Origin of the sequence: Photorhabdus sp. HUG-39, assembly GCF_963878365.1 — a bacterium.
GTDB classification, from domain to species: Bacteria; Pseudomonadota; Gammaproteobacteria; order Enterobacterales; family Enterobacteriaceae; genus Photorhabdus; species Photorhabdus kayaii.
The window spans coordinates 33,926-56,280 of record NZ_CAWNWY010000027.1 but is presented as its reverse complement, the minus strand read 5'-3'; the positions used below and the strand labels follow the sequence as shown (position 1 = coordinate 56,280).

The window sequence follows — 22,355 nt, the reverse complement described above, 5'->3', positions numbered from 1 at the left end:
CAGGACATCCGTAATGATTCAGAATAGATCTCCACGCGACTTGGTGTCGCGTGCGCACCACGAGCTGTTTACTAACCGTGATGTAGGGGCACTTGAGCGTTATTTTGCGCCACATTTCATCGAACATTCCCCGTTGGTCAAAGATGGTCTTGCCGGATTACGTGAGCTGGTTTGGACACATCCTGAACTGCACCACGAAACGTATCGTGTATTGCAAGATGGTGATCTGGTCGCCATCCACGGTCGTTTTACGGGATTAGACGACTGGCCGTTGGTTGGTTTCGATCTGTACCGGGTTGCCAGCGGCTTAATCGTAGAGCACTGGGACGGCTTGGTGCCGCAGGCTGCACCCAACGTCAGTGGCCGGACTCAGTTAGACGGCCCGACTGAAGCAGGCGATGACCATGACCGAGAGAAGAATCGCGAGCTGGTGGTCAACTTTTTTACACGTACCCTGATCGAGGGTCACTACGAAGAGTTTGGAAACTACACTAATGGTGAATTGTTTCGCCAGCACAGCCCCGATATTCCCGATGGTACGGCGGCACTCATCTCGTTTCTTAAGCAACTCAGGGATGAAGGGCAGGGGCTGCATTACACTAAAATTCACCGTACGGTAGCCGATGGGCAGTTTGTTCTGACCCATTCGGAGGGAAGTATCGTCGGAGCGCGTCACAGCTACTTCGAGCTATGGCGCATTGAAAACGGCAAAGTGGCTGAACTTTGGGATGCTATCACCCCGGTACCGGAGGATGCGAAAGCGCTGCATCGCCACGGTATTTTTTAGCGTTGATCGATACCCGGCGCGAAGCTTGTGGTCGCGCCGCAACCGGATGCCCATACACAGGAAGATATGCTGGTTTCGACGCTGGATCGGTTACTTCTACCAGCTCTGGGAGCTATTCACATCGGGTGTTTGTCTGTTGAAGCTCGCTTATTTCAGATTGCTGTTCGGCCCGCTGGTTAGCGACGTTTACCGTGTTCCCGCTGACCATGATACTCACAAGAGGGGATAACAATGCACTGGTATTTAAATGTATTAAAGAACTATGCATGTTTCAAAGGGCGAGCCAGGCGTAAGGAATTCTGGTATTTCTTTTTGTTCCAGATATTGGCTGTATTTATTATCTCTTTCCTTGAAAGCTACTTTGCCGTTGCCAATCCTGAAATTTATATGGGCTGGTTCAGCGCTGTCTATCTGCTGCTCACGTTTTTGCCCGCGCTAGCAGTGAATGCCCGCCGCCTGCACGACATCAACTGTAGCGCTTGGTGGTTACTGTTGCATTTCATACCGTTTATCGGCACTGTTATTCTGCTGATTCTAGCCGGTCTGAAAGGGAACTCTGGCAGCAATAAATACAGCTCAGATAGCCGGACTCACTCATAGGGAAACTCTCCAGACCAAGCCAGCAGGTGATTTCAAGATCATGACAGGAGTGTTGAAATGACAATGAATAGAAGAGACTTTATTTCTACCGTCGCGACGCTCGCGGGGGCAGGAGTGCTTTCATCCGTACTTCCCAACTTATCCCTGCTCGCCCAGACCTTAACCGCAGCCGATGCTCCGGCCGTCAATGTTGATAAGCTCCGGCCTACACTATTGGAGGATGCACAGCATAGAGCCAGCCGGTTGGGGCTGGATCCGCGCATCTGGAGCTGGCATAAAGACGCTGCTGCTGGCGCCATGCCAGCCAATTATTATGAAGCTTCTTTGGCTGATTGGCCAACTTTTGGAAGCCTGCCTGAAGACCAGAATTGCGAAGTTGTGGTTATCGGCGGTGGGTTGCTGGGTGCTTCCACGGCATTACATCTTGCTGAAGCGGGAGTGGACGTGATTCTGGTTGAAAAGGATAACATTGGTTCAGGCGCTTCTGGCCGCAACGGGGGACAGATAACCCCTGGGCTCGCACGCTGGGAAGCTAAAACCATACTGGAAAAACTTTCATTCGATGAGGCTAAACGCTTATGGCGTTTTGCCTCTGTTGAAGCGATGAATCTCGTGGATGAACTCCGTGAGCGTTATAGTTTCGAATGTGACCGCAAATATGGTCATATCACTGTTGCGGTGCGCGCAGGTCACATGGGGCCGCTGGTGGCTAATGCCGATGCCCGGCGTCAACTGGGAGACACGGCGATGAAGGTTATCGGACCGCACGAATTGCAGGAAAGGTATGTGCGCTCGAACATCTACCATGGAGCAAATATCGACAGTATCGGTGGGCAGGTTCATCCTCTGGCACTGTTGCGTGGCCTGGTTTATGGTTTCGCCAGACTGGGTGGGCGAATCTATGACAGCACGAAAGTGAAGGGCATCAGGCAGGATGCTGGTGGTACAGTCGTAGAAACTGAGCGGGGGGTTATCAGGGCAAGTAAAGCTGTGGTGTTGGGTGTGCATGTCTCCACGGGTGAGTTTATCTCCGGCCCTTCCACCACAGTGCCTTTTTTCTCCTACGTGGCGGTAACGCCGCCGTTGCCAGTGGATGTCAAAGATCTGATCCCGTCGAATCTGCCGGTCTACGATACACAGTTACAGGTTGACTACTATCGTGCAGTGCGCAACAACCGCCTGCTGTTCGGTGGGCAGGGTACTGGCAATTCTTGGTCACCGCGTGATGTGAACAACTATCTGCTTGAGCGTATCAGAACCGTGTTCCCGCAGTTGGAAAAAGCCGAACTAGAATATTCTTGGGGCGGGATTAGCGATCTGACCCTAAACGGTGCCACCGATGCCCGTAAGAGCGGCGACAGAGTACCCGTGTATATGGTACATGGCTGGAGTGGTCATGGAGTGGCGCAGACGGTGCGCATTGGCAAAGCTATCAGCGACGATCTTACCGGACGCAACGACGACTTTACCATGCTTACCTCCATTAACCACACGAGTATCCCGCTGGGTTCCTATCTCTCTCCGGTAGCCATTCCGTTGGCTAAAGGTATTCTGGGAGTGATAAGCACGCTTAATCCGGCAGACATAGTTTCGTTCTGAGCAACGGGGCGTAGGGTTTCGGGAGCCAAATGAGGAACATCAAATGGACCGTATGCTAGAAGGTAAGGTTGTTATTGTCACTGGCGGCGCAAGTGGCATCGGAGCAGGCATTGCTTTAGCTGCGGCGCGTCATGGCGCAGCAACCGTAATTATTGGCGATATCACTGATCAACCTAGAGAGGGCGGAACACCAGTGCTCCAGCGTCTTAATTCGCTTGGTACAAAAGCCATATTCCACCGATGTGATGTTACCTCACGGAGCAATATGGACGCATTGGTCGATGTCGCTACACCGTTCGGCGGTGTTGATTTGATGGCTTGCAATGCAGGAATTGCATTAGCTACCGATGGCCCACAGATTAGTGCAGATGATTTTCACAAGCTGCTTACGGTCAACTTGGATGGCGTTCTATTTGGCGCACAGGCTGCTGCTGAACAGATGATAAAACTAGGTAAACGCGGAAGTATTGTGGCAACGTCAAGTATGGGGTCCATTAGAACAGGACAACTTACAACCGCCTATTCCACTAGCAAAGCTGGCGTGAATATGATGGTGGCTGCACTGGCCGATGCCTTCGGGCCGTCAGGTATTCGTGTTAATGCAGTCTGCCCAGGTCTGATCAATACAGCACTTCCTCTTTCCTCGCCGGAAGTGGCGAAAATGTTTGATGGGTTACGGGAAAGGATGCCTCTCCGAAGATTGGGAGAGCCGGAAGAGGTAGGAAATGCGGTCGTATGGTTAGGATCGGATCTCGCATCGTTTATAACCGGCGTATCACTGCTAGTCGATGGCGGACAAACGGTAGTACTGTGAGAACACGCATTTTTGAGCAGTTGATATATTCCAAAGGAGGGTAGGGTAAAATGGCTGTTTTTTAATTATATGCTGGAATTTTTTATATAGAATCAACAGAACCGAACATTTTCGCCAATTTTATCAATTGAGCAATTTCATCATTGGAGGCGCCATTTCTGAGGATATCCAGTACCATCGTGGATTCAGCCAGATCGATACCAAGATTAAATGTCTTGATTTTACGCAAGAAAAAGCCGCACTTTTTTACACCACTGACTGGACCTAGATTAGCCAGTATTTCTGGGACACCTTTTAAATATCCTTTATTGCTAGTTTTTTTATTTACTGAAAACTGAAATACAGGATATAAATTCTCTATTCCCCAATTTAATACAATGAGTTTATGATTTTCACCATACTTATTTACTGTCGGGCGGGTCACTCCTAATATATCAGCAACCTTACTGGACTTATAAACACCACCATATTCCCCAAGATGGGCAAGAAAAGCATTTCTAGTTTCGATAAATTCTTCGTGTTCCTTCTTTTCCGGTGTGATATTTGCCACTATTTCAATGTAGTTAGCTCGTCCTTTGACTTCTGTCCAAAATTCATCATCAGAGAGGGTTAATAACTGGGAAATACTTTCTGAATCTTTATTTTTAAGCACATTAATAAAATGATCAGCAAGATTGATGATGCGTGCTTTGACCAGTTCAGACTGATCAAATCCGCTTTTCAGTTTTGCTGTCCGGTCATTGGGTTGTTTTGCTGATGTTTCCATTAGCACCTCAATGGTATTTTACAATTTTGAAAATTAGCTTATAGGAAATTGTAAGATAGGAAAGCTTTTTCACCAATCTCTTTTTAAACAGTCATATTAGTTGGTGATGTGGTTCAATTCTTCTAACTCAGTACGGTTTTCCTTTTACCACTTTGATATTTCTATACGAAAACATACTCTATGGGAAAAAGCATAATAATTTAATCAATTCCAGACTGAAAACAACTTGCAGGTAAATTATAGTTGACTTGGGCAAGGTTACAACTGATCCTTAAAATGCCAAGTTATCTGGCAAAATGGAAAAACCGGTTTAAATCTCACTTATCATATTAAACATAACCCAATAAAAAGGATCGTCAAAAGAAATAAGAGGTATATATGCATAGCCAAATTAATTCATTGCCCCAATATATGTTAGCGATCAGCATTATCAAGCCCGGAGGCCCGGAGAAATTGCATCTGGTTCAGGTTCCGCTGCCGCGGCCAGGAAAAGGCTACTTGTTGGTAAAAGTAGCTGCGGCAGGTGTTAATCGGCCTGATATATTTCAGAGAATGGGTTCTTATCCACCACCCCCTGATGCATCACCATTACCGGGTTTGGAGATTGCAGGAGAGGTGGTTGCCAAAGGTGAAGGTTGTGAACGCTGGAACCTTGGTGATAAAGTTTGTGCCCTTGTTGCCGGAGGCGGTTATGCCGAGTATTGTCTGGTACATGACTCCATTGCCTTACCCATCTATAGCTTGGATTTTGTTCAGGCAGCCGCATTGCCAGAAAACTTTTTTACCGTCTGGGCTAATGTTTTTCAGACTGGCAAACTGAAACAAGGAGAAAATTTGCTGATTCATGGTGGTACTTCTGGGATAGGCAGTGTCACAATTATGTTAGCAAAAGCCTTTGGCGCCAAAGTTATTACTACCGTCGGCTCTGATGAGAAAGCTAAAGTTGCACACAGTTTAGGTGCTGACTTTGTTATTAATTACCATAAAGAAGATTTTGTTGATCGAGTATTGAAAATCACAGGTAATCATGGGGTTGATATGGTTGTTGATTTAATCGGTGGTGATTATGTCAATAAAAACTATAAGGTTGCTGCTAAATTCGGGAGAATTATTCAGATTGGTATGATGAAAGGAGACCCTGAAAATCTTAATCTGATGCCCTTAATGCGAAAACGTCTGACTCACACAGGTTCTACATTACGTTCTCGCAGTGTAGAGGAAAAAGCGGAGATAGCCAGGGAATTGGAAAAACAGGTCTGGCCATTATTGAAATCAGGAAAAGTCAGTCCACTAATTTGTAAAGTATTTGATCTGAAAGATGCTGCTGATGCGCATCGAATGATGGAAGCCGGTGATGTTATCGGCAAGGTTATGCTGGTAAATGTATCATCTTAATAGTACTTCTGCTTAAATCAGGGCTATTTTAACTTGTAGCCCTGCATTCTATCTATTAACCTCTTCATGTTAGAATAAACACTTATATTTAATAAGGTTAATGACCAATAAATCTCTATTTTTTGATTGGTTTTTATTCGTTCTTTGTCCTTGCGCACAAAATTAGAATTTATATTTAACGTCATTGTTAATATTTTAACAAATATAGTCTATATCTATTAACAAATGATCGTTTATAGATATGTTAATGATTAATCTATTACACCTGATGGATTTTTCTGAATATCTAGAATAATGAGGTATGACCAACTATTGATAAGTTAGGTGGCATACAATTTTCTGTCTGCCTATCAGAGGATGATAGTGATTTCATTAACAAATAAAGAATTTCAGAATCTCTCTGTTGCTGACAGCCGTTTTTGTTAGTTGGAAAAGGGTATGTGATTATGACCAAACAGTTTACTTCGCACTTAAACATTGATGCGTTGTTTTTAGGCCCTAAATCAGAAAATGCAGTTTTTTTTAGAGAAATGATGGAATATGCCGTAAGTGAGCACATGCACTGGCGTTCTGATTTTCACCCAGAAGATCCCGCCTTAGTAACCTCAGTTGATCGTTACGCACCTGATTATAGAGAAACCCTTTATCGGACAGAGGGTATTCTGAACCAGCTATCTGCCAAACTGAAAAACACCTCTGTTCCCTGGTTTTCTCCTCGTTATATGGGGCATATGAATGCCGATACCTTGATGGTTTCCAATCTCGCTTATGTTATGGCTATGATGTACAACCCGAACAATTGTGCCCACGAGTCATCACCGACAACAACGGAGCTAGAAATTGAAGCAGGGCTAGATTTATGTCAGATGTTTGGTTATGACCCTCGCCGAGCTTGGGGACATATCACATCGGGAGGAACTGTCGCCAATTATGAAGGGCTATGGGTTGCGCGTAATTTAAAAACCATTCCTCTTGCCATTGCACAGCACCCGCAATCCAGGGATTTGGTTGCAAATAAATCAGAACAACAACTGTTGAATATATCGCCATCAGACATTCTGGATTTAACGGATGAATTAAAAAAGCGGGGCATTTTCGAAGAAGTTCGTGAACTTTCTTGCCGTGGTGTTGGGATAAAACAGGGAATGTTTGGCAAAGTCTTGGTGCCACAGTCGAAACATTATTCATGGATGAAAGCAATGGATGTTCTAGGGATTGGTCAACAGCATATTGTGCCATTGCCGGTCGATGCAAATTATCGTACCGATGTTGAAAAAATGCGTGAAATTACGTTCAGTCTGATAGAGCAAGGAGAACCTATTCTAGCTATGGTAACCGTAGTTGGAACTACGGAAGTGGGTGCCATTGATCGAGTTGATGAAGTTATTGCGTTGCGTAAAGAGTGTGAAGAGCGTTATGGCGTCTCATTTTATGTGCATATTGATGCTGCTTATGCAGGTTATGCCAGCGCAATGTTCCTTAACGAGCGGGGAGAGTTTATGGAATATGATGAACTTATCCGCCGTTATCGTGAATTGGCAATCATTCCGGAAGATATTATTTGGCCTAAACCTGAAATTTATCAAAGTTTCCGGGCCATGTGTCAGGCTGATTCAATCACCGTAGATCCTCACAAAGTTGGATTTATTCAATATGCAGCCGGTGCAATATGTATGAAAGATAGGCGTATTATTGACCTAATTTCCTACCGTGCAGCTTATGTTTTTGAAGATGTTGATACTCAACAGGATCAAGCCGTTAACCGGCGTGTCGTGCTCGGTGCATCTATTATGGAGGGATCTAAAGCCGGAGCTATCGCCGCCGCAATTTGGGCTGCGCATCGATTGGTTCCACTTAATATCAGTGGCTACGGAAAAGTCATTGCTGCCGGTATTGTGACGGCCAATTGGATGGTTAAAAAACTTTTAACCACAGAACCTTTGGTTGTTGATAAACGCCGGTTTGAAATTCATGCTATGCCGAATCCTGATTTCCATATGGTCAATTTTACTTTTAAAGAGCAAGGAAATGATGACTTAATGCATCATAACCGTCTTAATAAACGGATGTACGAACTTTGTTCATATGCCTCTGGACGCACTTACACCAATGATTTTTTGACTTCTTCCACCTCTCTTAATTATGAAGAGTATGGTGATACTCCCTGGCATTATGTTGAACGTTGCGGTTTTGCCCAAGAAGAATGGCAGAAAGTCCACAGTTTATATGTCTTACGTGCTGCTGTGATGACTCACTGTTTACATAATGCTGACGATTTTGACGAGTATTGGGAAAGGCTCCAGAAAATTTTCATTCAAAAACTGACTCAAATTGTTGATGAAGAAGAAAAAAAGAAAGTAGCCTGATTTTCTATTATTAAATATTTGCTGTTAATTCGAAGGGAAAAAACGTGAAGAACCGTACTTTTGGCAGTACTTTTATCATAGCAGGAACAACCATCGGCGCTGGTATGTTGGCCATGCCATTAGCAACCGCCGGTGTAGGATTTGGCGTAAGTTTGATCATGTTGGTTGGCTTGTGGGTTTTGATGAGTTACACCGCGTTATTGCTGGTTGAAACTTACCAATATGAATCCCCTGATACGGGATTAGGGACACTTGCTCAACGTTATCTTGGCAACAGTGGCAAAATGTTAGCCGGTCTCAGCATGATGTTTCTAATGTATGCATTAACATCAGCCTATATTAGTGGCGCCGGGGAATTACTGACAGTCAGCCTCAACAAATGGCTGAATCTATCTCTTCCTGCCTCAATAGGTGTTATCCTGTTTACAGTGATTGGCGGAGGAATTGTTTGTATTGGCACCAGTTCAGTAGATATGGTTAATCGGGTTATTTTCAGTGCAAAAATTATTTTCTTAGTATTGATGTTGGGGATGATGATGCCATATGTTCAGCATATTAACTTACTGACCATGCCATTAGAACAAGGATTAATACTATCTTCAATTCCTGTGATATTCACATCGTTTGGTTTTCACGGTAGTGTTCCCAGTATTGTGAAATATATGGATGGCGATATTCGTCGACTCCGCTGGGTGTTTATCATCGGCAGCGCAATTCCGCTATTTGCTTATATTCTCTGGCAATTGGCGACACTCGGAAGTATTAATTCCAGCACATTCGTCGATATCTTAGCTGAAAACGCAGGGTTGAATGGCTTATTACACAGCATTCGCGAAGTTGTTGCTTCACCGAAAACTGAGCTTGCAGTACAAATGTTTGCCAACCTGGCGCTCGCAACCTCATTCCTCGGTGTCACACTTGGCTTGTTTGATTTTCTGGGTGATCTGTTTAAACGCAAAAATAGCGTAGCCGGGCGTATGCAAACTGGTTTGTTAACTTTCGTTCCGCCGTTGATTTTCGCGCTATTTTACCCAAAAGGATTTGTGATGGCGTTGGGATATGCCGCGATCGCGCTATCAATTTTGGCGTTAGTATTGCCTAGTCTCCTGGCCTATAAATCCCGTCAACAAAATGAACGTCGATATCGGGTACCTGGCGGTAAACCTGTACTCTTGCTGGTATTTACCTGCGGTATTGCAGTAATAGCAATCCAGATTGGCATAGTGAGTGGAATGTTGCCGGAAGTAGGGTAAACATTCACAGTAAAAAAACTCAGGTCCCGGTCATGTTACAGATAAGCATTTTAAAAACAGAATAAAGAAAAATTAAAAGTTATGATAACTCTCTCTGTTAACCCTGTAAAAAACTAATATTGATTATAAGGAGTTAAATCATGGCGAAAGAATTATTTACTGCCACAGTAAAATCTGTAGCTGGATTGAAAGTTGAATGTACATCAAGAGATTTCTCCTTTTATTTAGATGAACCTCGTCATTTAGGTGGTACTGATCAGGGGATGAATCCAGTTGAAGCTTTACTCTGTTCTCTTGGGGCCTGTAAATGTATCGTAGCAAAGGCTTTTGCTAAACTGCACAAAATTAACTTAATTGATATTCACGTTGATCTGGAAGGTGAGCTTGATACTGATGGTTTCACTGGTAGAAATAAACAAGCGAAATTAGGTTTCTCCAAAATAGTGACAAAATTTCATATTAAAGCTGATAATAGTGAAGAAGAAATTCATGCCTTTGTCGACTTTATTAATAGAACCTGCCCGGTTCATGATACTATCGAAAATGCACCAAGTTTTGTCACTGAAATATATTGTGAATAATCGGCATGTGTTGAAATAATTCAACAAAGTAAAAGTTATTTAAGTTAATTTAAAAATCCCTCTATTTTCCAGTAGAGGGATTCGTCATAAAGTTAGGTAAATCAATGTTTATCTATCTCTTTATCCCATTGATAACAGCATAAGAAATAATTACTATTGTTTAGTGACGTAAACTGTAGTTATATTACAACTTACATTTTCTATACCAACTTTAATATTTAAACCCTGTGCATAAGCCTGGCTTAATAGCTTGTTAATGTTTTCAGCGCTTGATCCTGACCAAATATAACCTGGTTTTCCACAGTTACCAGCTAAGCTTCCGTTGAATGTATAAAAATAATGTGCAGGATTGTTCCAATCAGCTTTAATTTCTGCGACTCTGACAATGCCACTATTCGTTTCCGCAGAGAATGCAGGGGCGCTAATCATACCAACGAGAATAAATAACATAGATATCAATTTTTTCATAAATAACTCCTGATTAATAATAAAGAAACTTTAGTGTGTTTGGAGTGTAAATTATGAAAACAATATTTGCATTAGTTTTGTGTCACTATAAAAGGTGTTCTGTCTGATAAATAATATCTGGATATTTCCTCATTTACAATCGTGAACTATATGTAATTAATCATTACCATTTATGAGCAAATAATTTTTCGAAGTCGCATTTATGGATTACTTGAAGAGAACACCGTCCGATTTTTTCGATCTGAAAATTTATTATATAATCTCAATCACCAATATCTCCATGCCGAGACACTCAATATAATATTTTGTTTTTATTGGTTTATTCTCCTTTGCCGAATAAAATATAATTCTTGCAATAATGTTGATATGAAACTATAACATGCAATCATTATTGTTAGTTTATATGGCATCTACTCTAATAAATGAAGTTTTTGACAGTCACTTCGGTTAATAACTTTTTTAAATTAAAAGTATATGTTTCAGGAGCATCCCATTACACTATTAGATAGTTAATATACATATTGTTATTCTATTAAAGGGTTTCATCGATATTATGAATAAATCATCGTTCAATTCAGAGTCAAAATTAAAATCTTGTTTAGCCATAGGAGATACAGGAGTATCTGATAACCTTTTAGCAATACTTAAAAGCAATTGTGGCAATTACCTGTCATCAGTAAAAAAATTCATAGAACTTCTTAAATATATTCAAAATAATAATATTCATACGAAATCATTTAATGAATTAGTTGCGCTTCATGAACTTGTAGCTCCACATGATTGCGCTGTAGTTTCTATGCTATCAATTCATTTTAATTTAGCCATCGGAACTATCACTAACTTAGGAGTGCAAACTCCATATGTGGAAGATCTTTACCAAAAACTTTGTTCAGGTCGTGCCATTGGAGTATATCTGGCGACTGAGCTAGCTCACGGGAATGATCTAATCGCAATCGAAACACAGGCTAATTATCTGCCGGAAAAAGGCGTATTCATGTTGAATTCACCTGGCCCAAATGCATATAAATTTATGCCTAATACCATGCCTTGTGAATTACCTAAAGTGGCTGTAATTTTAGCTCAGTTAAATGTATCAGGAAAGAAATATGGTATTTTCCCATTTATTCTTCCTCTATCTGCAAATGGAAAATTAACTCCTGGAGTTAAAATTGCATTATACTTAAAAGAATTAACAAGAAAAGTTTCATCTATATTATCAGAATCAGTTAAAAACTTTAAGTTTTCAGATGAACTACTTATTGAAATCATTACTAGCAAGTCCCTGTGCACATGGCGTACACAAGAAATATTAATTAATTGTCGTGAGCGTTGCGGCGCACAGGGATTATTTTCTGTTAACAAGATATCCCCTTATTTAATATCTAATTTTGGTACGATTACTTCGGAAGGTGATAACCTTGTATTATCACTAAAAGCCGGAGGGATGATCATTCTCAATAAGATGAAAGAAATAGACAAAACATTTTTCCAACATAACCTATTTCCCATTTTAAATAATTATATGAACTTTTTATATAAAAAACTAAATGGATTAATAGTGAGTAACAATAAAAAAATAAATTTAGATATGCTTAATAAACATAGTAGGGATTTTTTAGAACTAAGCCAAACATATGCCGTTTTATCCGTGGTGACGACAACTATTGATACATATCATGATAATAATAATGATGATCTTGGTATGATCATCGAAGGTTATCTTCTCGACTGGATTCATCGTAGCATGAGCAATCTCCTGAGAAGTGAAGTGATCAATTTACAAGAATCTAAAAAAATAGACGAGAGACGCATTGAGTATATACGTCAGCATGCAGACAGAATAAATAATTATATTTCCAGTTTTGGCGTGGATAAAATTGGAATCGAGACACCAATATCAAGTAATGATTATATTTCCTGGTATGCAGATAATCACCATCAGTTAAAAAACAATTAACCATAGGCATGGGAAAACAAGCAGAAATGCGGGGTGAGCGAGTGCAGCCAACAAAGAGGCAACTTAAAAGATAACGGGTATAAAATATGTTGTACATTGATTGCGGATATTATAACTTTGGCAATGAATGGCGATGACTAACTGATAAGATAGAGAAACAGATTGTGGCAAAGAAAGAAAAACGGCCTCACCATGACGCGTTATTCAAGCATTTTTTAACGCAGCCCGAAACGGCCAGGGAATTCTTATCCCTTTATCTGCCCGAAGAAATCCAGTTGTTGTGTGATTTAGCCACATTGAAACTGGAGCCCGGCAGTTTTGTGGATGAGCATTTACGTCAACTGCACAGTGATGTGCTGTATTCGGTTGAAACGGCCCGGGGGCAAGGTTATATCTATTGCCTGATTGAACATCAATCCACCCCTGACCCATTGATGGCCTGGCGGCTGATGTATTATGCCATGTTAGCCATGGCGGCTCACCTGAAAAAAGGCCATACTGAACTCCCTTTGGTGGCGCCTCTGCTGTTTTATCATGGTGAGGTTCGGCCGTATCCTTACTCAAACCGGTGGCTGGATTGTTTTACGCTCCCTGAACAGGCTGCTCGCTTATACCGCCAGGCGTTTCCGTTGGTGGACGTCAGTGTGCTCAGCGATGAAGAGATCCTGACACATAAAGGGGTTGCCCTGATGGAGCTGGTGCAAAAACACATCCGCTGCCGGGATATGCAGGAATGGCTCCTCCAATTGGTGGAACTGTTGAATGCAGGGTATAATACAACCGAGCAGCGCAATGTGGTGTTACGCTATATTTTACTGAATGGACATACGCTGGATCTCTCACACTTTGTCCATCAACTGATTGAACAATCTCCGGAGCATGAAACGATGTTGATGACTATTGCAGAACAGCTTGAACAAAAAGGGCGCGAGCAAGGTATCAAGCAAGGTATTGAGCAAGGTATTGAGCAAGGTATTGAGCAAGGTATTGAGCGAGGTATTGAGCAAGGCCGAGAGGAAGGCCGAGAGGAAGGTAAACTGGAAACGGCTCGTGCTTTATTACGGCATGGCGTGAGTTTGGACATTATTGCCACCAGTACCGGACTGAGCCGGGATAAAATTGGTGCATTAAAGCATTAAATTAATCTTCTGTTTCATAGCAAAATGCCGATATTCAAGATCGGCATTTTTGTTATTAAACTCAGGTGGTCAGTAACTCAATATTATGTTTCAGATCCATTTTTCTCCTCAGCTAATTTATCAGGCACTTCTTTAGCAAACTAATTATCACTATCAGCACTTTTTAGTACCTGATCAATAATTTGTTTATGATCACCAATCCATATTTCTGTCATGAGTGTATACGATTAAAGGGGCATAAAAGGGGTTGATATCGTACTATTTATATGAGACAACTTCATTCGAGATCCAACCGCAGTGACGAAATTCATTTTCACTGTCCGGTCAGCGATCTTCATACGGACATGATTTGCATGGAATCAGGATGATGACTCATCATATAGACCAAACTGCCAATAAAAGTAAAAGACTCTCTGCCTTAACGGATGCGAAGCAATTCGCCCTGTATGCGCTTCCTGATTTTGATGAATGCCTACAGTTGGAATTTCTGTCGCTGTCAGCAAGAGAACTGGAGCCCACTACAAACCGGTCGGGTTTGTATTCCCAAATTTACTGTGTCCTGCAAAGCGGTTATTTCAAAGTTAAACACGCTTTTTTCTGTTTCGCCAAATGTCCGGACACTACGCTATCGAAATGCCTGCGTCCGTTCCAGCTGACATTCGATACTGATAAAAAACCAGTCGGTCTACATGTTATTTTTAGAAGGATAAAAGTAAATGTCTTATATTCAATCGCATTTGAAGGGAGGGTGTTGGTTTACCCTCGGTGACAGTATAACTGAAAGAGGGTGGTATCAACCAATAGTGACTAAACATTTAGATCTAAAAGAATGGAAAAACTACGGAATAGGAGGAACATGCATAGCCCAAAAAGATAAAAATGACAATTCAGCCATGTGCTTAAGATATGAAAAAATGGCAAGCAATCCAGATATTATTACAATATGGGGAGGGGTAAATGATTTTGGATTTGATTTTGGCTCCAATGGAGGAGTGGAAATAGGTGATTATAAAGACAAAACCCCTTTAACATTTATTGGCGGCATGAAATTATTAATGACTGGAATTACAAAAAAATACCCATCAACGAGAATAGGGTTTATTATAACAACGCCAATATCAGTACAAAGAGGCATGAACAGTAAAAACGCCAAAGGGTATTACTTGTCTGACTATTGCAGCGTTTGTCGGGAAATTTGCGAAAAATACTCCATCCCATATCTGGATTTGTTAAAACAATCTGGATTCAATGAAGGAAATATCGATATTATGACCAGCAATAGCTTGGGCACAGTGTCCGATGGTTTGCATCCATCAAAACTAGGTATGACCAGGCTTGCCCCAAAAATTTCAAACTTCATTTTATCTATTTAAGAGACAAAAAATGAGAATATTAACCATAGATTTATTAAAGATCGTTTCTATATTTTTCGTTGTAATTTCTCACGTTACTTTATTTTTCTTGTTGCGCAATGATAATGACGTGGTTTTGTATTTTCTTAGGCAGGCCGGTCAGTTGGGGGTCTCGTTGTTTTTTATGTGCAGTGGCTATTTCTTACTAAACAACAAGCATGAAAAGCAGGTGGATTACATCATTAATAAATCAAAAGGGATATTAACTGTATTGTTGTTTTGGCTTATATTTTATTATCTGTATGACACATATTTTATCAGTAAATTTACAACAGTGCCTGATATTGATTTTTTAAATTATGTTAATGTTAGTATAACCACATCAGATGCTACCCATTTATGGTTTATATTTGCAATTGTCTCTCTCTATATATTAACACCACTAATGCGTAACACATTTAATGAAACAAATGCAAAGGGGATTAAGAAAATACTCGTTATAATGCTTATAATTTCTAATCTTACATTGCTGAATGCACTAACAGATTACAAATTCTCTTTTTCCCTAATCCCATTCAATATTTTGTTTCCGTTCCAATCTGAGGGTTTGATTAGTTTCTTGATAGGTGGATATATAGGGCTAACGAAACCTAAAATAAAGGCTTTTTCCTGTAAACATATAATACTTCTGGTGTTTTTTATTATATCATTGATATCTTTATCAATCATTTCATCCAAGACGGGGATGACTTTCTTTTATGGGAAGTTTTATAATGTATTCCTTCAAGCTTCTTCGGTGTGCCTGTTTTTATTCTTGGTTAATTTGAATGTCAGAGAAATACCATTCTTAATAGATGACATTAGCAAGAATATACTAGGAATATATCTTGTTCACAATATTTTTGTTATTGAAATCCATAACGAATTTATCCATAATTTCTTATTAAAAAAATTTAATTATATAAATGTATATGTTTACATAATAGCCTATTCTTTGCTGGCTTTTATCCTGTCATATATATTATGCGTTTTGTTACGGAAATCAAAAATAACCTCAAAAATTATAACCATCTAACATTATTGTCAGGGAGAGCCGGTTTCTCCTAGCTATATTTTCTTGTTAGTAAAGTGTATTAGCTAAATGGAAGGCGTTTTACAATTATCACAGACCACAACAGTGGTTTGAAAGGTAAAACGCCTTATGAAACTCCCGTTGAAAAAATGAGAGCTTAAAAATGTTCTGTCAATCAAAGCCAGAGATCACACATCATATATTTTTATAATGAGTTCCAACACTATGAATCGTCATTGTACTGTCAGTATTATTTAGATTGAAGGTTACCCTGTCTTTTTGGCTTAGCCTCACACTATATAAATTATTCGGCAGTTTTTCCAAGTTACTGCCGCTTGCTGTACCAATACTTTTTGCTGCTGTCAGTGGATCGTTCCCCTTTTGCACCTCTTTTATAAATGAGCTATACTTTTGTTTTGCAGCACCTTCCATATTAGTAAATCCATTCCTGGATTTGTTATTTTTAAGTTCTTGCAAACTAACTCTCCATTTAGGCGGTTCTGTTGGGCTGGCCAAGTAACCTATTCTGCCATCAGGTAATTTCTGCGGTGGTCGAAAGAAAGGTTTAGAAAGCTTTTTTCTCTCAATATAATTCTCTAATGATTTAGACTCTAACCCATTGTAAAAGTTTTTTGAAAAAATCCTCCTTCCTAGTGAAGTTACAGCAGATAAGATAAATAATAAATCAATTAATTTAAAAAATCTTGCGGTATTTGATTGTTGATTTTCCTCCAGTGGAATTTCCTGTGCAGCAAAAAAATATAGTGCTAATAATTTATCGTCATCTGAATAAGCACTCAATGGTTTATTTTCAAGATCAGGAATATTCCAAATGTTTTGAGGATATTCACCTTCAAAATCCAGTTCATTCTTGTAAAAACCATCTGCCATATCTTTAGAAATTTGATCACCATTTTCACCTAATAGTGCAGATGAAAGATTAGACATATATTCTTGATAAATTCTTTCAGCAGTCTCTTTATTCTTATAATAGTCACCAGGAAGATGAGATACATCATGAATACCACTTACAGCTAAAGCGTACGCTAATATTATTTTCTTAGCTCGATATTCAATTCCATGTGATGCAGTATAACCCTCATCTGTTTGCTTAAAGTTTAGTACACGTATTATATCTCCTGCTATTTGCGTTTCAACGGGTGGATATCCACTTCTATCATCAGGTGTTAATTGTATTAGACTAGAAGCTGTTGCAGATTTTATATCCATTATATTTCTCCATCATGTTAGTGTTTATTGAACTATGAATCTTCTGGCAGAGAGCGCCTAAATTTATCGCTACCAATATAAATTTAAGCTTTAAATATAGGGTTTTCTCTGTCTTTTTAATCATTAATTTCAATATAAAATTACTTTACATGAGAATTATTAGCAAGCTTTTATTTTCACATCTTATGTTGATATTTTTCTATTTAAATCATTATGTTAAGATTAGTTAAATAAATAATGGAATAAGTGAAAGAAAAAAGATAACGCACTAAAGCCAAACGAACTTGGAGAATAGGATAACTTTATGTTAACAAAACGTTTTTAAATGGTCACGGCAGGTTGTATAAGTGTAAAATAAACATTAAACATGACAGGGAATAAGGCGCTTATTCTTTTAACCCTTGGCTGACCTAATTACCGATAAAAAGGTGGTTTTCGATTACCGAAAAAGGGAAACAAAAGTAATAAGAGAAAGTTAATCATATGAAAAAATGATTAACCTGTAAAACGATTATCATTTACAAGATTTTATATTCTTTTAATTAAACTAACATATACCCTATGGATTTCAAGATGCATCGCGACGGCAAGGGAGCGAATCCCCGGGAGCATAGATAACGATGAGACCGGGGTGAGTAAGTGCAGCCAACAAAGAGGCAACTTGAAAGATGACGGGTAATAGGTTTTCAATACACCACAAAGTGTAATATCTCAAGCCCTACGGCGCGATATAACTAGCTTATCCTTAGGACGGTCCACCCAATCGGAGGGATTATTGTTGAAGTTATCCGCAAGCAGATAAGACGGCGTTTTAGCTAACCAATCAGAAAGTGAAATATCTTGGTAGATACCGTTATCTAATACAACCAGTACTTTAAGGTCATCGTTGCCAATATTTTCGATATAGTGACCAAATCCCTGAAGAACGTAACCGACGTCGGTCGGCCCATATTTTGCAGTTTGTGCGTGTCCATGAGAACTAAACACGGTCATACGTCCTTTACCTGAAATGTAGTATTGCCACTCGTTGGCATTAGGATGCCAATGTAGCTCACGTACTGCGCCAGGTTTGATGATCTCGATGAGACCAGTGATAGTTGTAGAAATGGGAAATTCCTTCGATGATGCCCGATAAATACTCCCAGAGTCGTTCTCGAAGAAAGGTTTATTTTTCAAGAGCTCATAACGGTGGGTGAGTGGAGCATCGTTCAATCCGCCATCGTCAGCAGGTAGGGGAAGTTTTGGCGGGATAGCTCCACCGACAATGTAAGCTTCACCCTGTTTGATTTTAGAAAAAACGGATGCTGGCATGTTGACACTTTTCTCAAGCACCTCTTTCGGCATATGTGTTATCCAATCAGTGATGCTGAAAGTGCCAAATTCCGAGAAGTGTCCGTCATCAAAAGTCAGAATAAAATGCGCACCATCTTCAAGTGCCTGAATGGAATGACCATGACCTTTGGGAAAATACCATACATCGCCGGGACCAAAATCAGCTACTTCACTTTTGCCCTCCGGATCGATAATGGTAATACGTGCGTGCCCTTCAAGCATATATGCCCATTCAGCGGCAACAGCATGCCAATGGAGTTCACGCACGCCACCCGGTTCAAGCATCATATCAACACCCGCAATCCCTTCAGATATCGGGAATTGTTCTATCGTAGCTTCCCGTGCCCATCCATTTTCCAATACCCGTTTTTTACTATCTGTGAATTTATATTTATACAAACTTTTAGTATTTATTGGCTGTTTATTCTTGCCAGTAGTGACTGTATTGTGCTGTTCATCAGCAACAGCGGATTTAATCATACTGCCCATACTAGCCGCCGCCGCGCCAATTGCGGATGCCTTCAAGATATCACGACGAGAAAACATATTTATTGCCTCCAAGTAAAATGGGTACCAGCAAGATATAGTTGCAAGCTGATATCTATTTGTTTGGTTTTTTTAAGTTAATGGTTGTCACGGAAGGAAAAATTAGAGGTGACTAATTAAGCATAGTAGAAAATTAGTCGTCTAGGGAAAATCAGAGACAACTCTGGTTTTCCCTGAAATGTTATTACTTCATTTACTCTTTTTTGCCAGAGCAAGGGCGAACGTATTTCATAATGCAGTCAAGTTTTTCACAAGTTTCCTGCCATTCTCTTTCTGGTTTTGAATCTCTGACCAATCCTGCACCAGCCTGGAGCCAACAGCGCCCTTGATGCTGATAGAGAGAACGTAATACCAGCGCTGCATCCAGTTTGCCTGAGCTATCCAATAACATGACACAACCACTATAAAGCCGGCGTGGTTCATCTTCATAACGTGAAATTGCCTGTAAAGAAGGTTTTTTCGGTATTCCCGAAGCGGTTACGGCCGGGAATAGGGCGATGAACGCATCCCAACGATTTTTGTCTGTTTGTAGTAATCCTTTTACTCGTGATGCCAAATGTTGTACTGAACCTCGTTCACGAATCGCCATAAACTCTGATACACAAAGTGTGTCAGCCTGACAAATCGGTGCCAGTTCCTCTAATGCTAATTTAGCCGAAACAGCATGTTCAGAGATCTCCTTCGGGTCAGAAAGCAAATCTGCTCTCAATCGTTGATCCTGATCTTTATCATGTGTCAATGCTCTGGTACCAGCCAATGGTTGCGTGCTAATCCAGCCTGAACCATCCGCTTCAACTACGGTTTCCGGGCTAAAACCATAAACAGAGAAATCTTCATCACGTAAGAAGAAGGAGCGAGCAGGTGTGTTAGCTTGGCGGCCTAACCAGTAACTGTGTGGCATATCAATATCCGAGCCAAGTTCAACCCGACGTGACAGGATCACTTTTTGATAGTGGCCAGAAGCAATGTCCTTAACCGCATTAGCGACATTATCCTGATAACGTTTCGCGGCGTCTGATGTACTGATAATTTCCATATCTTTTATCCACGGGAAAACAGGTGTACTTAATTGATCAACCCGGCTAATTTTTTCCTTCAATATGGTGAGTTGACTCTCTTCAAGAGTTCGTATCAGAACCTGTCCTGGAGTTATACGAAATTCATGCTGTGGAATAGTGATTTTTATTAATGCTTCGTTTTGCTGTGCTAATGGCAACCCATATGTCATATGGGAGAATTCAAATAAAGTTCTGCCATAAGCCCGCCAATCCTGAATAGGAAGAGCATTGAGCGCCTGTTCAAGTTTTTGACTTAATGTGCTGATATCGTATGGATGACGATTACCTTGTGGATCAATTAATTGTCCCGATGCATCTGCACTAATGGTTGCTGCACAGCCTATCCCCAATGACCACTCACCTTTTGTTTCATAGAGCATATAAGGTTGTGCATCGTCGTCTGAAAGCAAATGTGTGATCAAATCTAACGGAGTGCTGGTAATAACAACAGTTTGTTCATGATATTGCTGCATTGGGCGGCTATGTTCTGCTTGTGCCATCTGTACCAAGCGGCGTTTATCAATTTTTCCCACGGTGGTAAGTGGCCAATATGGGACAAACAACCATTGGTCAGGAATTTTATGACGCTGAACCCCTTTCTGTTGTAGAAATTCCGCTATCTGCATCGGTTCCGGTTGATTGCCGTTGTTAGGTAAACAGGCGCAGGTTCGTTCACCCAACAGTTCATCAGGCACAGAAATGACAACGGCATCATCAATGTCAGGGTGTTGCAGCAGCAAGGTCTCAACTTCTTGGGTCGAAATTTTCTCACCACTGCGGTTAATCTGCTCTTTAATTCTGCCCTCAACGATCAGGTTGCCATCTGAGGTCATACGAACCAGATCGCCGGTGCGATAGAACCCATCGGCGGTGAAAGCCACGGTATTATGCAGCTCTGCACGGTAATATCCCGTAATGGTGTAGGGACCACGTGTAATCAGTTCTCCTACCTCACCGGGTACTACAGGTTGTAAATTGGCATCAACAATTTTGATCTCATCTTCTTCTGATAACGGACGCCCTTGGGTATTAATGATGACCTCGTGGGGATCATCCAATCGGGTATAACAGAGTAATCCTTCCGCTGTACCAAACACCTGCTGCAAAGGCCCAAGGCGTGCTATTACTTGTTCCGCTAGTTCTGGTGTTAACCTGCCACCACCCACTTGCAAACAGCGTAAGGATGAAAGATCGCTTTGTTCCCAGTCGCGAGCCTGTTCCCAGAGCCGAGCCAGAGCCGGTACTAATGCCAGATGGGTCACTTTGTATTGCTCGATTAGCGGCATGGCCTCGTCAAAACTGGCGGTATCACTCAGAAGGACACTTCCGCCTTGGGAAAGGGTACCCAAAATACCTGGGCTTCCTAGTGTGAAGTTATGTGCCACAGGCAGTACGGCTAGATAAACACTTTCTGTATTTACCGTACATAGACGGGCTGACAGCACAAAATCATAGGTATAAGCATCGTGAGTACGGGGAATGAGTTTCGGTGTACCGGTTGTTCCGCCCGAAAGCAGCAATACAGCAATATCACCATAACTTGGGCCGGGAATATTTACCGGTTCATCATCAATGGATGCCAATGCGGTAAATTCTTCCGCTTCTCCATCAACAATAATGTGTTTTAGATCGGGGCAAGATGCCACAATTTCTCGTGCCATTTTTCGGTAGTCAAAATCATGGAAGCAATCGGAGATAATGTAAGCAACCGGGCGTGCAATCTGGCAAAGGGCATGAACATCATGAGTCCGCTGTGTCGGCATTAATAACACCGGATGAGCGCCTAGCCTAAACAGGGCAAAACAGGTAACGACAAAGGAGATACGGTTAGGCAGTTGTACCATAATGTTATCCCCACGACGGATCCCACGACGAAACAATCCGCTGGCCAATCTCTCTGCGGATTGGTGCAATTCACGGTAAGTTAGTTGTTGTTCTTGATAGATCAGCGCTGTTTTATCGCCCCAAATACCAGCCCACCCGGCAAGTTGTTGGTCCAGCGTTTTGCCATTCCAAAGGTAGTCTGGCGTCATAGTAATT

The 22,355-nt window shown here is 41.1% G+C and carries 18 protein-coding genes; 13 read left to right on the top strand and 5 right to left on the bottom strand.

All coding sequences use genetic code 11. The features are described 5' to 3' along the window. The first annotated feature begins 13 nt into the window (after window positions 1-13). The 5 genes from AAC155_RS16715 to AAC155_RS16695 are packed head-to-tail and all read left to right on the top strand — an operon-like array spanning window position 14 to window position 3,800. Window positions 14-787, top strand: coding sequence for a nuclear transport factor 2 family protein (locus AAC155_RS16715; protein WP_113043397.1), 774 nt, complete (start codon window positions 14-16; stop codon window positions 785-787). A gap of 27 nt (window positions 788-814) precedes the next feature. Then, window positions 815-967: a hypothetical protein gene (locus tag AAC155_RS16710; RefSeq protein ID WP_158536585.1), complete on the top strand. Its 153-nt coding sequence runs from the start codon at window positions 815-817 to the stop codon at window positions 965-967. Between the two features lie 51 nt (window positions 968-1,018). Then, a complete protein-coding gene (locus AAC155_RS16705; RefSeq protein WP_113043396.1) occupies window positions 1,019-1,387 on the top strand; it encodes a DUF805 domain-containing protein in 369 nt (122 codons plus the stop codon). 57 nt (window positions 1,388-1,444) lie between these two features. After that, window positions 1,445-2,986 (top strand): NAD(P)/FAD-dependent oxidoreductase, encoded by a 1,542-nt coding sequence (locus AAC155_RS16700; RefSeq protein WP_113043395.1) that lies wholly within the window; start codon window positions 1,445-1,447, stop codon window positions 2,984-2,986. A 43-nt stretch (window positions 2,987-3,029) separates the two neighbouring features. Next, window positions 3,030-3,800 (top strand): glucose 1-dehydrogenase, encoded by a 771-nt coding sequence (locus AAC155_RS16695; RefSeq protein ID WP_113043394.1) that lies wholly within the window; start codon window positions 3,030-3,032, stop codon window positions 3,798-3,800. A gap of 82 nt (window positions 3,801-3,882) precedes the next feature. On the opposite strand, the gene AAC155_RS16690 is transcribed toward AAC155_RS16695, so the two are convergent. Further along, on the bottom strand, window positions 3,883-4,566 hold the full coding sequence (locus AAC155_RS16690) for a hypothetical protein (protein ID WP_113043393.1): 684 nt from the start codon (window positions 4,564-4,566) through the stop codon (window positions 3,883-3,885). Between the two features lie 378 nt (window positions 4,567-4,944). Here AAC155_RS16690 and AAC155_RS16685 point away from each other — a divergent pair, with 378 nt between their 5' ends. The 4 genes from AAC155_RS16685 to AAC155_RS16670 all read left to right on the top strand — a co-directional run bounded on the left by AAC155_RS16685 (window position 4,945) and on the right by AAC155_RS16670 (window position 10,161). Continuing rightward, on the top strand, window positions 4,945-5,961 hold the full coding sequence (locus tag AAC155_RS16685) for an NAD(P)H-quinone oxidoreductase (RefSeq protein WP_113043392.1): 1,017 nt from the start codon (window positions 4,945-4,947) through the stop codon (window positions 5,959-5,961). Window positions 5,962-6,407: 446 nt separating this feature from the next. Beyond that, a complete protein-coding gene (locus AAC155_RS16680; RefSeq protein ID WP_113043391.1) occupies window positions 6,408-8,327 on the top strand; it encodes a pyridoxal phosphate-dependent decarboxylase family protein in 1,920 nt (639 codons plus the stop codon). A gap of 44 nt (window positions 8,328-8,371) precedes the next feature. Further along, window positions 8,372-9,580, top strand: a complete 1,209-nt coding sequence (gene tyrP / locus AAC155_RS16675) for a tyrosine transporter TyrP (RefSeq protein ID WP_113043390.1) — start codon at window positions 8,372-8,374, stop codon at window positions 9,578-9,580. 140 nt (window positions 9,581-9,720) lie between these two features. Then, the gene (locus AAC155_RS16670) at window positions 9,721-10,161 is read left to right on the top strand and encodes an OsmC family protein (protein WP_113043389.1); all 441 of its coding nucleotides are present in this window, start codon (window positions 9,721-9,723) and stop codon (window positions 10,159-10,161) included. 153 nt (window positions 10,162-10,314) lie between these two features. On the opposite strand, the gene AAC155_RS16665 is transcribed toward AAC155_RS16670, so the two are convergent. Next, window positions 10,315-10,629 (bottom strand): hypothetical protein, encoded by a 315-nt coding sequence (locus tag AAC155_RS16665; protein ID WP_113043388.1) that lies wholly within the window; start codon window positions 10,627-10,629, stop codon window positions 10,315-10,317. Between the two features lie 553 nt (window positions 10,630-11,182). Here AAC155_RS16665 and AAC155_RS16660 point away from each other — a divergent pair. The 4 genes from AAC155_RS16660 to AAC155_RS16645 all read left to right on the top strand — a co-directional run bounded on the left by AAC155_RS16660 (window position 11,183) and on the right by AAC155_RS16645 (window position 16,152). Then, complete coding sequence (locus AAC155_RS16660) at window positions 11,183-12,586, top strand: acyl-CoA dehydrogenase family protein (protein WP_113043387.1); 1,404 nt, start codon at window positions 11,183-11,185, stop codon at window positions 12,584-12,586. Window positions 12,587-12,750: 164 nt separating this feature from the next. Continuing rightward, window positions 12,751-13,725, top strand: a complete 975-nt coding sequence (locus AAC155_RS16655; protein ID WP_113043386.1) for an Rpn family recombination-promoting nuclease/putative transposase — start codon at window positions 12,751-12,753, stop codon at window positions 13,723-13,725. 716 nt (window positions 13,726-14,441) lie between these two features. Beyond that, a complete protein-coding gene (locus tag AAC155_RS16650; protein ID WP_113043384.1) occupies window positions 14,442-15,098 on the top strand; it encodes an SGNH/GDSL hydrolase family protein in 657 nt (218 codons plus the stop codon). Window positions 15,099-15,108: 10 nt separating this feature from the next. Further along, window positions 15,109-16,152, top strand: coding sequence for an acyltransferase (locus tag AAC155_RS16645; protein ID WP_113043383.1), 1,044 nt, complete (start codon window positions 15,109-15,111; stop codon window positions 16,150-16,152). A 192-nt stretch (window positions 16,153-16,344) separates the two neighbouring features. Here the strand turns inward: AAC155_RS16645 and AAC155_RS16640 are convergent, their stop codons facing one another. The 3 genes from AAC155_RS16640 to AAC155_RS16630 form a co-directional block, all read right to left on the bottom strand. Beyond that, window positions 16,345-17,379, bottom strand: a complete 1,035-nt coding sequence (locus AAC155_RS16640; protein WP_113043382.1) for a Txp40, insecticidal toxin (previously name A24tox) — start codon at window positions 17,377-17,379, stop codon at window positions 16,345-16,347. A gap of 711 nt (window positions 17,380-18,090) precedes the next feature. After that, the gene (locus tag AAC155_RS16635; protein WP_113043381.1) at window positions 18,091-19,257 is read right to left on the bottom strand and encodes a cupin domain-containing protein; all 1,167 of its coding nucleotides are present in this window, start codon (window positions 19,255-19,257) and stop codon (window positions 18,091-18,093) included. 193 nt (window positions 19,258-19,450) lie between these two features. After that, the gene (locus tag AAC155_RS16630) at window positions 19,451-22,348 is read right to left on the bottom strand and encodes a salicylate synthase (RefSeq protein ID WP_229015631.1); all 2,898 of its coding nucleotides are present in this window, start codon (window positions 22,346-22,348) and stop codon (window positions 19,451-19,453) included. Window positions 22,349-22,355 lie beyond the last annotated feature (7 nt).

What these genes read in the sequence shown, in the direction of transcription:
- AAC155_RS16715 (WP_113043397.1), top strand. Translation starts at nt 14, where the DNA reads ATGATTCAGAATAGATCTCCACGCGACTTGGTGTCGCGTGCGCACCAC.
- AAC155_RS16705 (WP_113043396.1), top strand. Translation starts at nt 1,019, where the DNA reads ATGCACTGGTATTTAAATGTATTAAAGAACTATGCATGTTTCAAAGGG.
- AAC155_RS16700 (WP_113043395.1), top strand. Translation starts at nt 1,445, where the DNA reads ATGACAATGAATAGAAGAGACTTTATTTCTACCGTCGCGACGCTCGCG.
- AAC155_RS16695 (WP_113043394.1), top strand. Translation starts at nt 3,030, where the DNA reads ATGGACCGTATGCTAGAAGGTAAGGTTGTTATTGTCACTGGCGGCGCA.
- AAC155_RS16690 (WP_113043393.1), bottom strand. Translation starts at nt 4,566, where the DNA reads ATGGAAACATCAGCAAAACAACCCAATGACCGGACAGCAAAACTGAAA.
- AAC155_RS16685 (WP_113043392.1), top strand. Translation starts at nt 4,945, where the DNA reads ATGCATAGCCAAATTAATTCATTGCCCCAATATATGTTAGCGATCAGC.
- AAC155_RS16680 (WP_113043391.1), top strand. Translation starts at nt 6,408, where the DNA reads ATGACCAAACAGTTTACTTCGCACTTAAACATTGATGCGTTGTTTTTA.
- AAC155_RS16670 (WP_113043389.1), top strand. Translation starts at nt 9,721, where the DNA reads ATGGCGAAAGAATTATTTACTGCCACAGTAAAATCTGTAGCTGGATTG.
- AAC155_RS16665 (WP_113043388.1), bottom strand. Translation starts at nt 10,629, where the DNA reads ATGAAAAAATTGATATCTATGTTATTTATTCTCGTTGGTATGATTAGC.
- AAC155_RS16660 (WP_113043387.1), top strand. Translation starts at nt 11,183, where the DNA reads ATGAATAAATCATCGTTCAATTCAGAGTCAAAATTAAAATCTTGTTTA.
- AAC155_RS16650 (WP_113043384.1), top strand. Translation starts at nt 14,442, where the DNA reads ATGTCTTATATTCAATCGCATTTGAAGGGAGGGTGTTGGTTTACCCTC.
- AAC155_RS16645 (WP_113043383.1), top strand. Translation starts at nt 15,109, where the DNA reads ATGAGAATATTAACCATAGATTTATTAAAGATCGTTTCTATATTTTTC.
- AAC155_RS16640 (WP_113043382.1), bottom strand. Translation starts at nt 17,379, where the DNA reads ATGGATATAAAATCTGCAACAGCTTCTAGTCTAATACAATTAACACCT.
- AAC155_RS16635 (WP_113043381.1), bottom strand. Translation starts at nt 19,257, where the DNA reads ATGTTTTCTCGTCGTGATATCTTGAAGGCATCCGCAATTGGCGCGGCG.
- AAC155_RS16630 (WP_229015631.1), bottom strand. Translation starts at nt 22,348, where the DNA reads ATGACGCCAGACTACCTTTGGAATGGCAAAACGCTGGACCAACAACTT.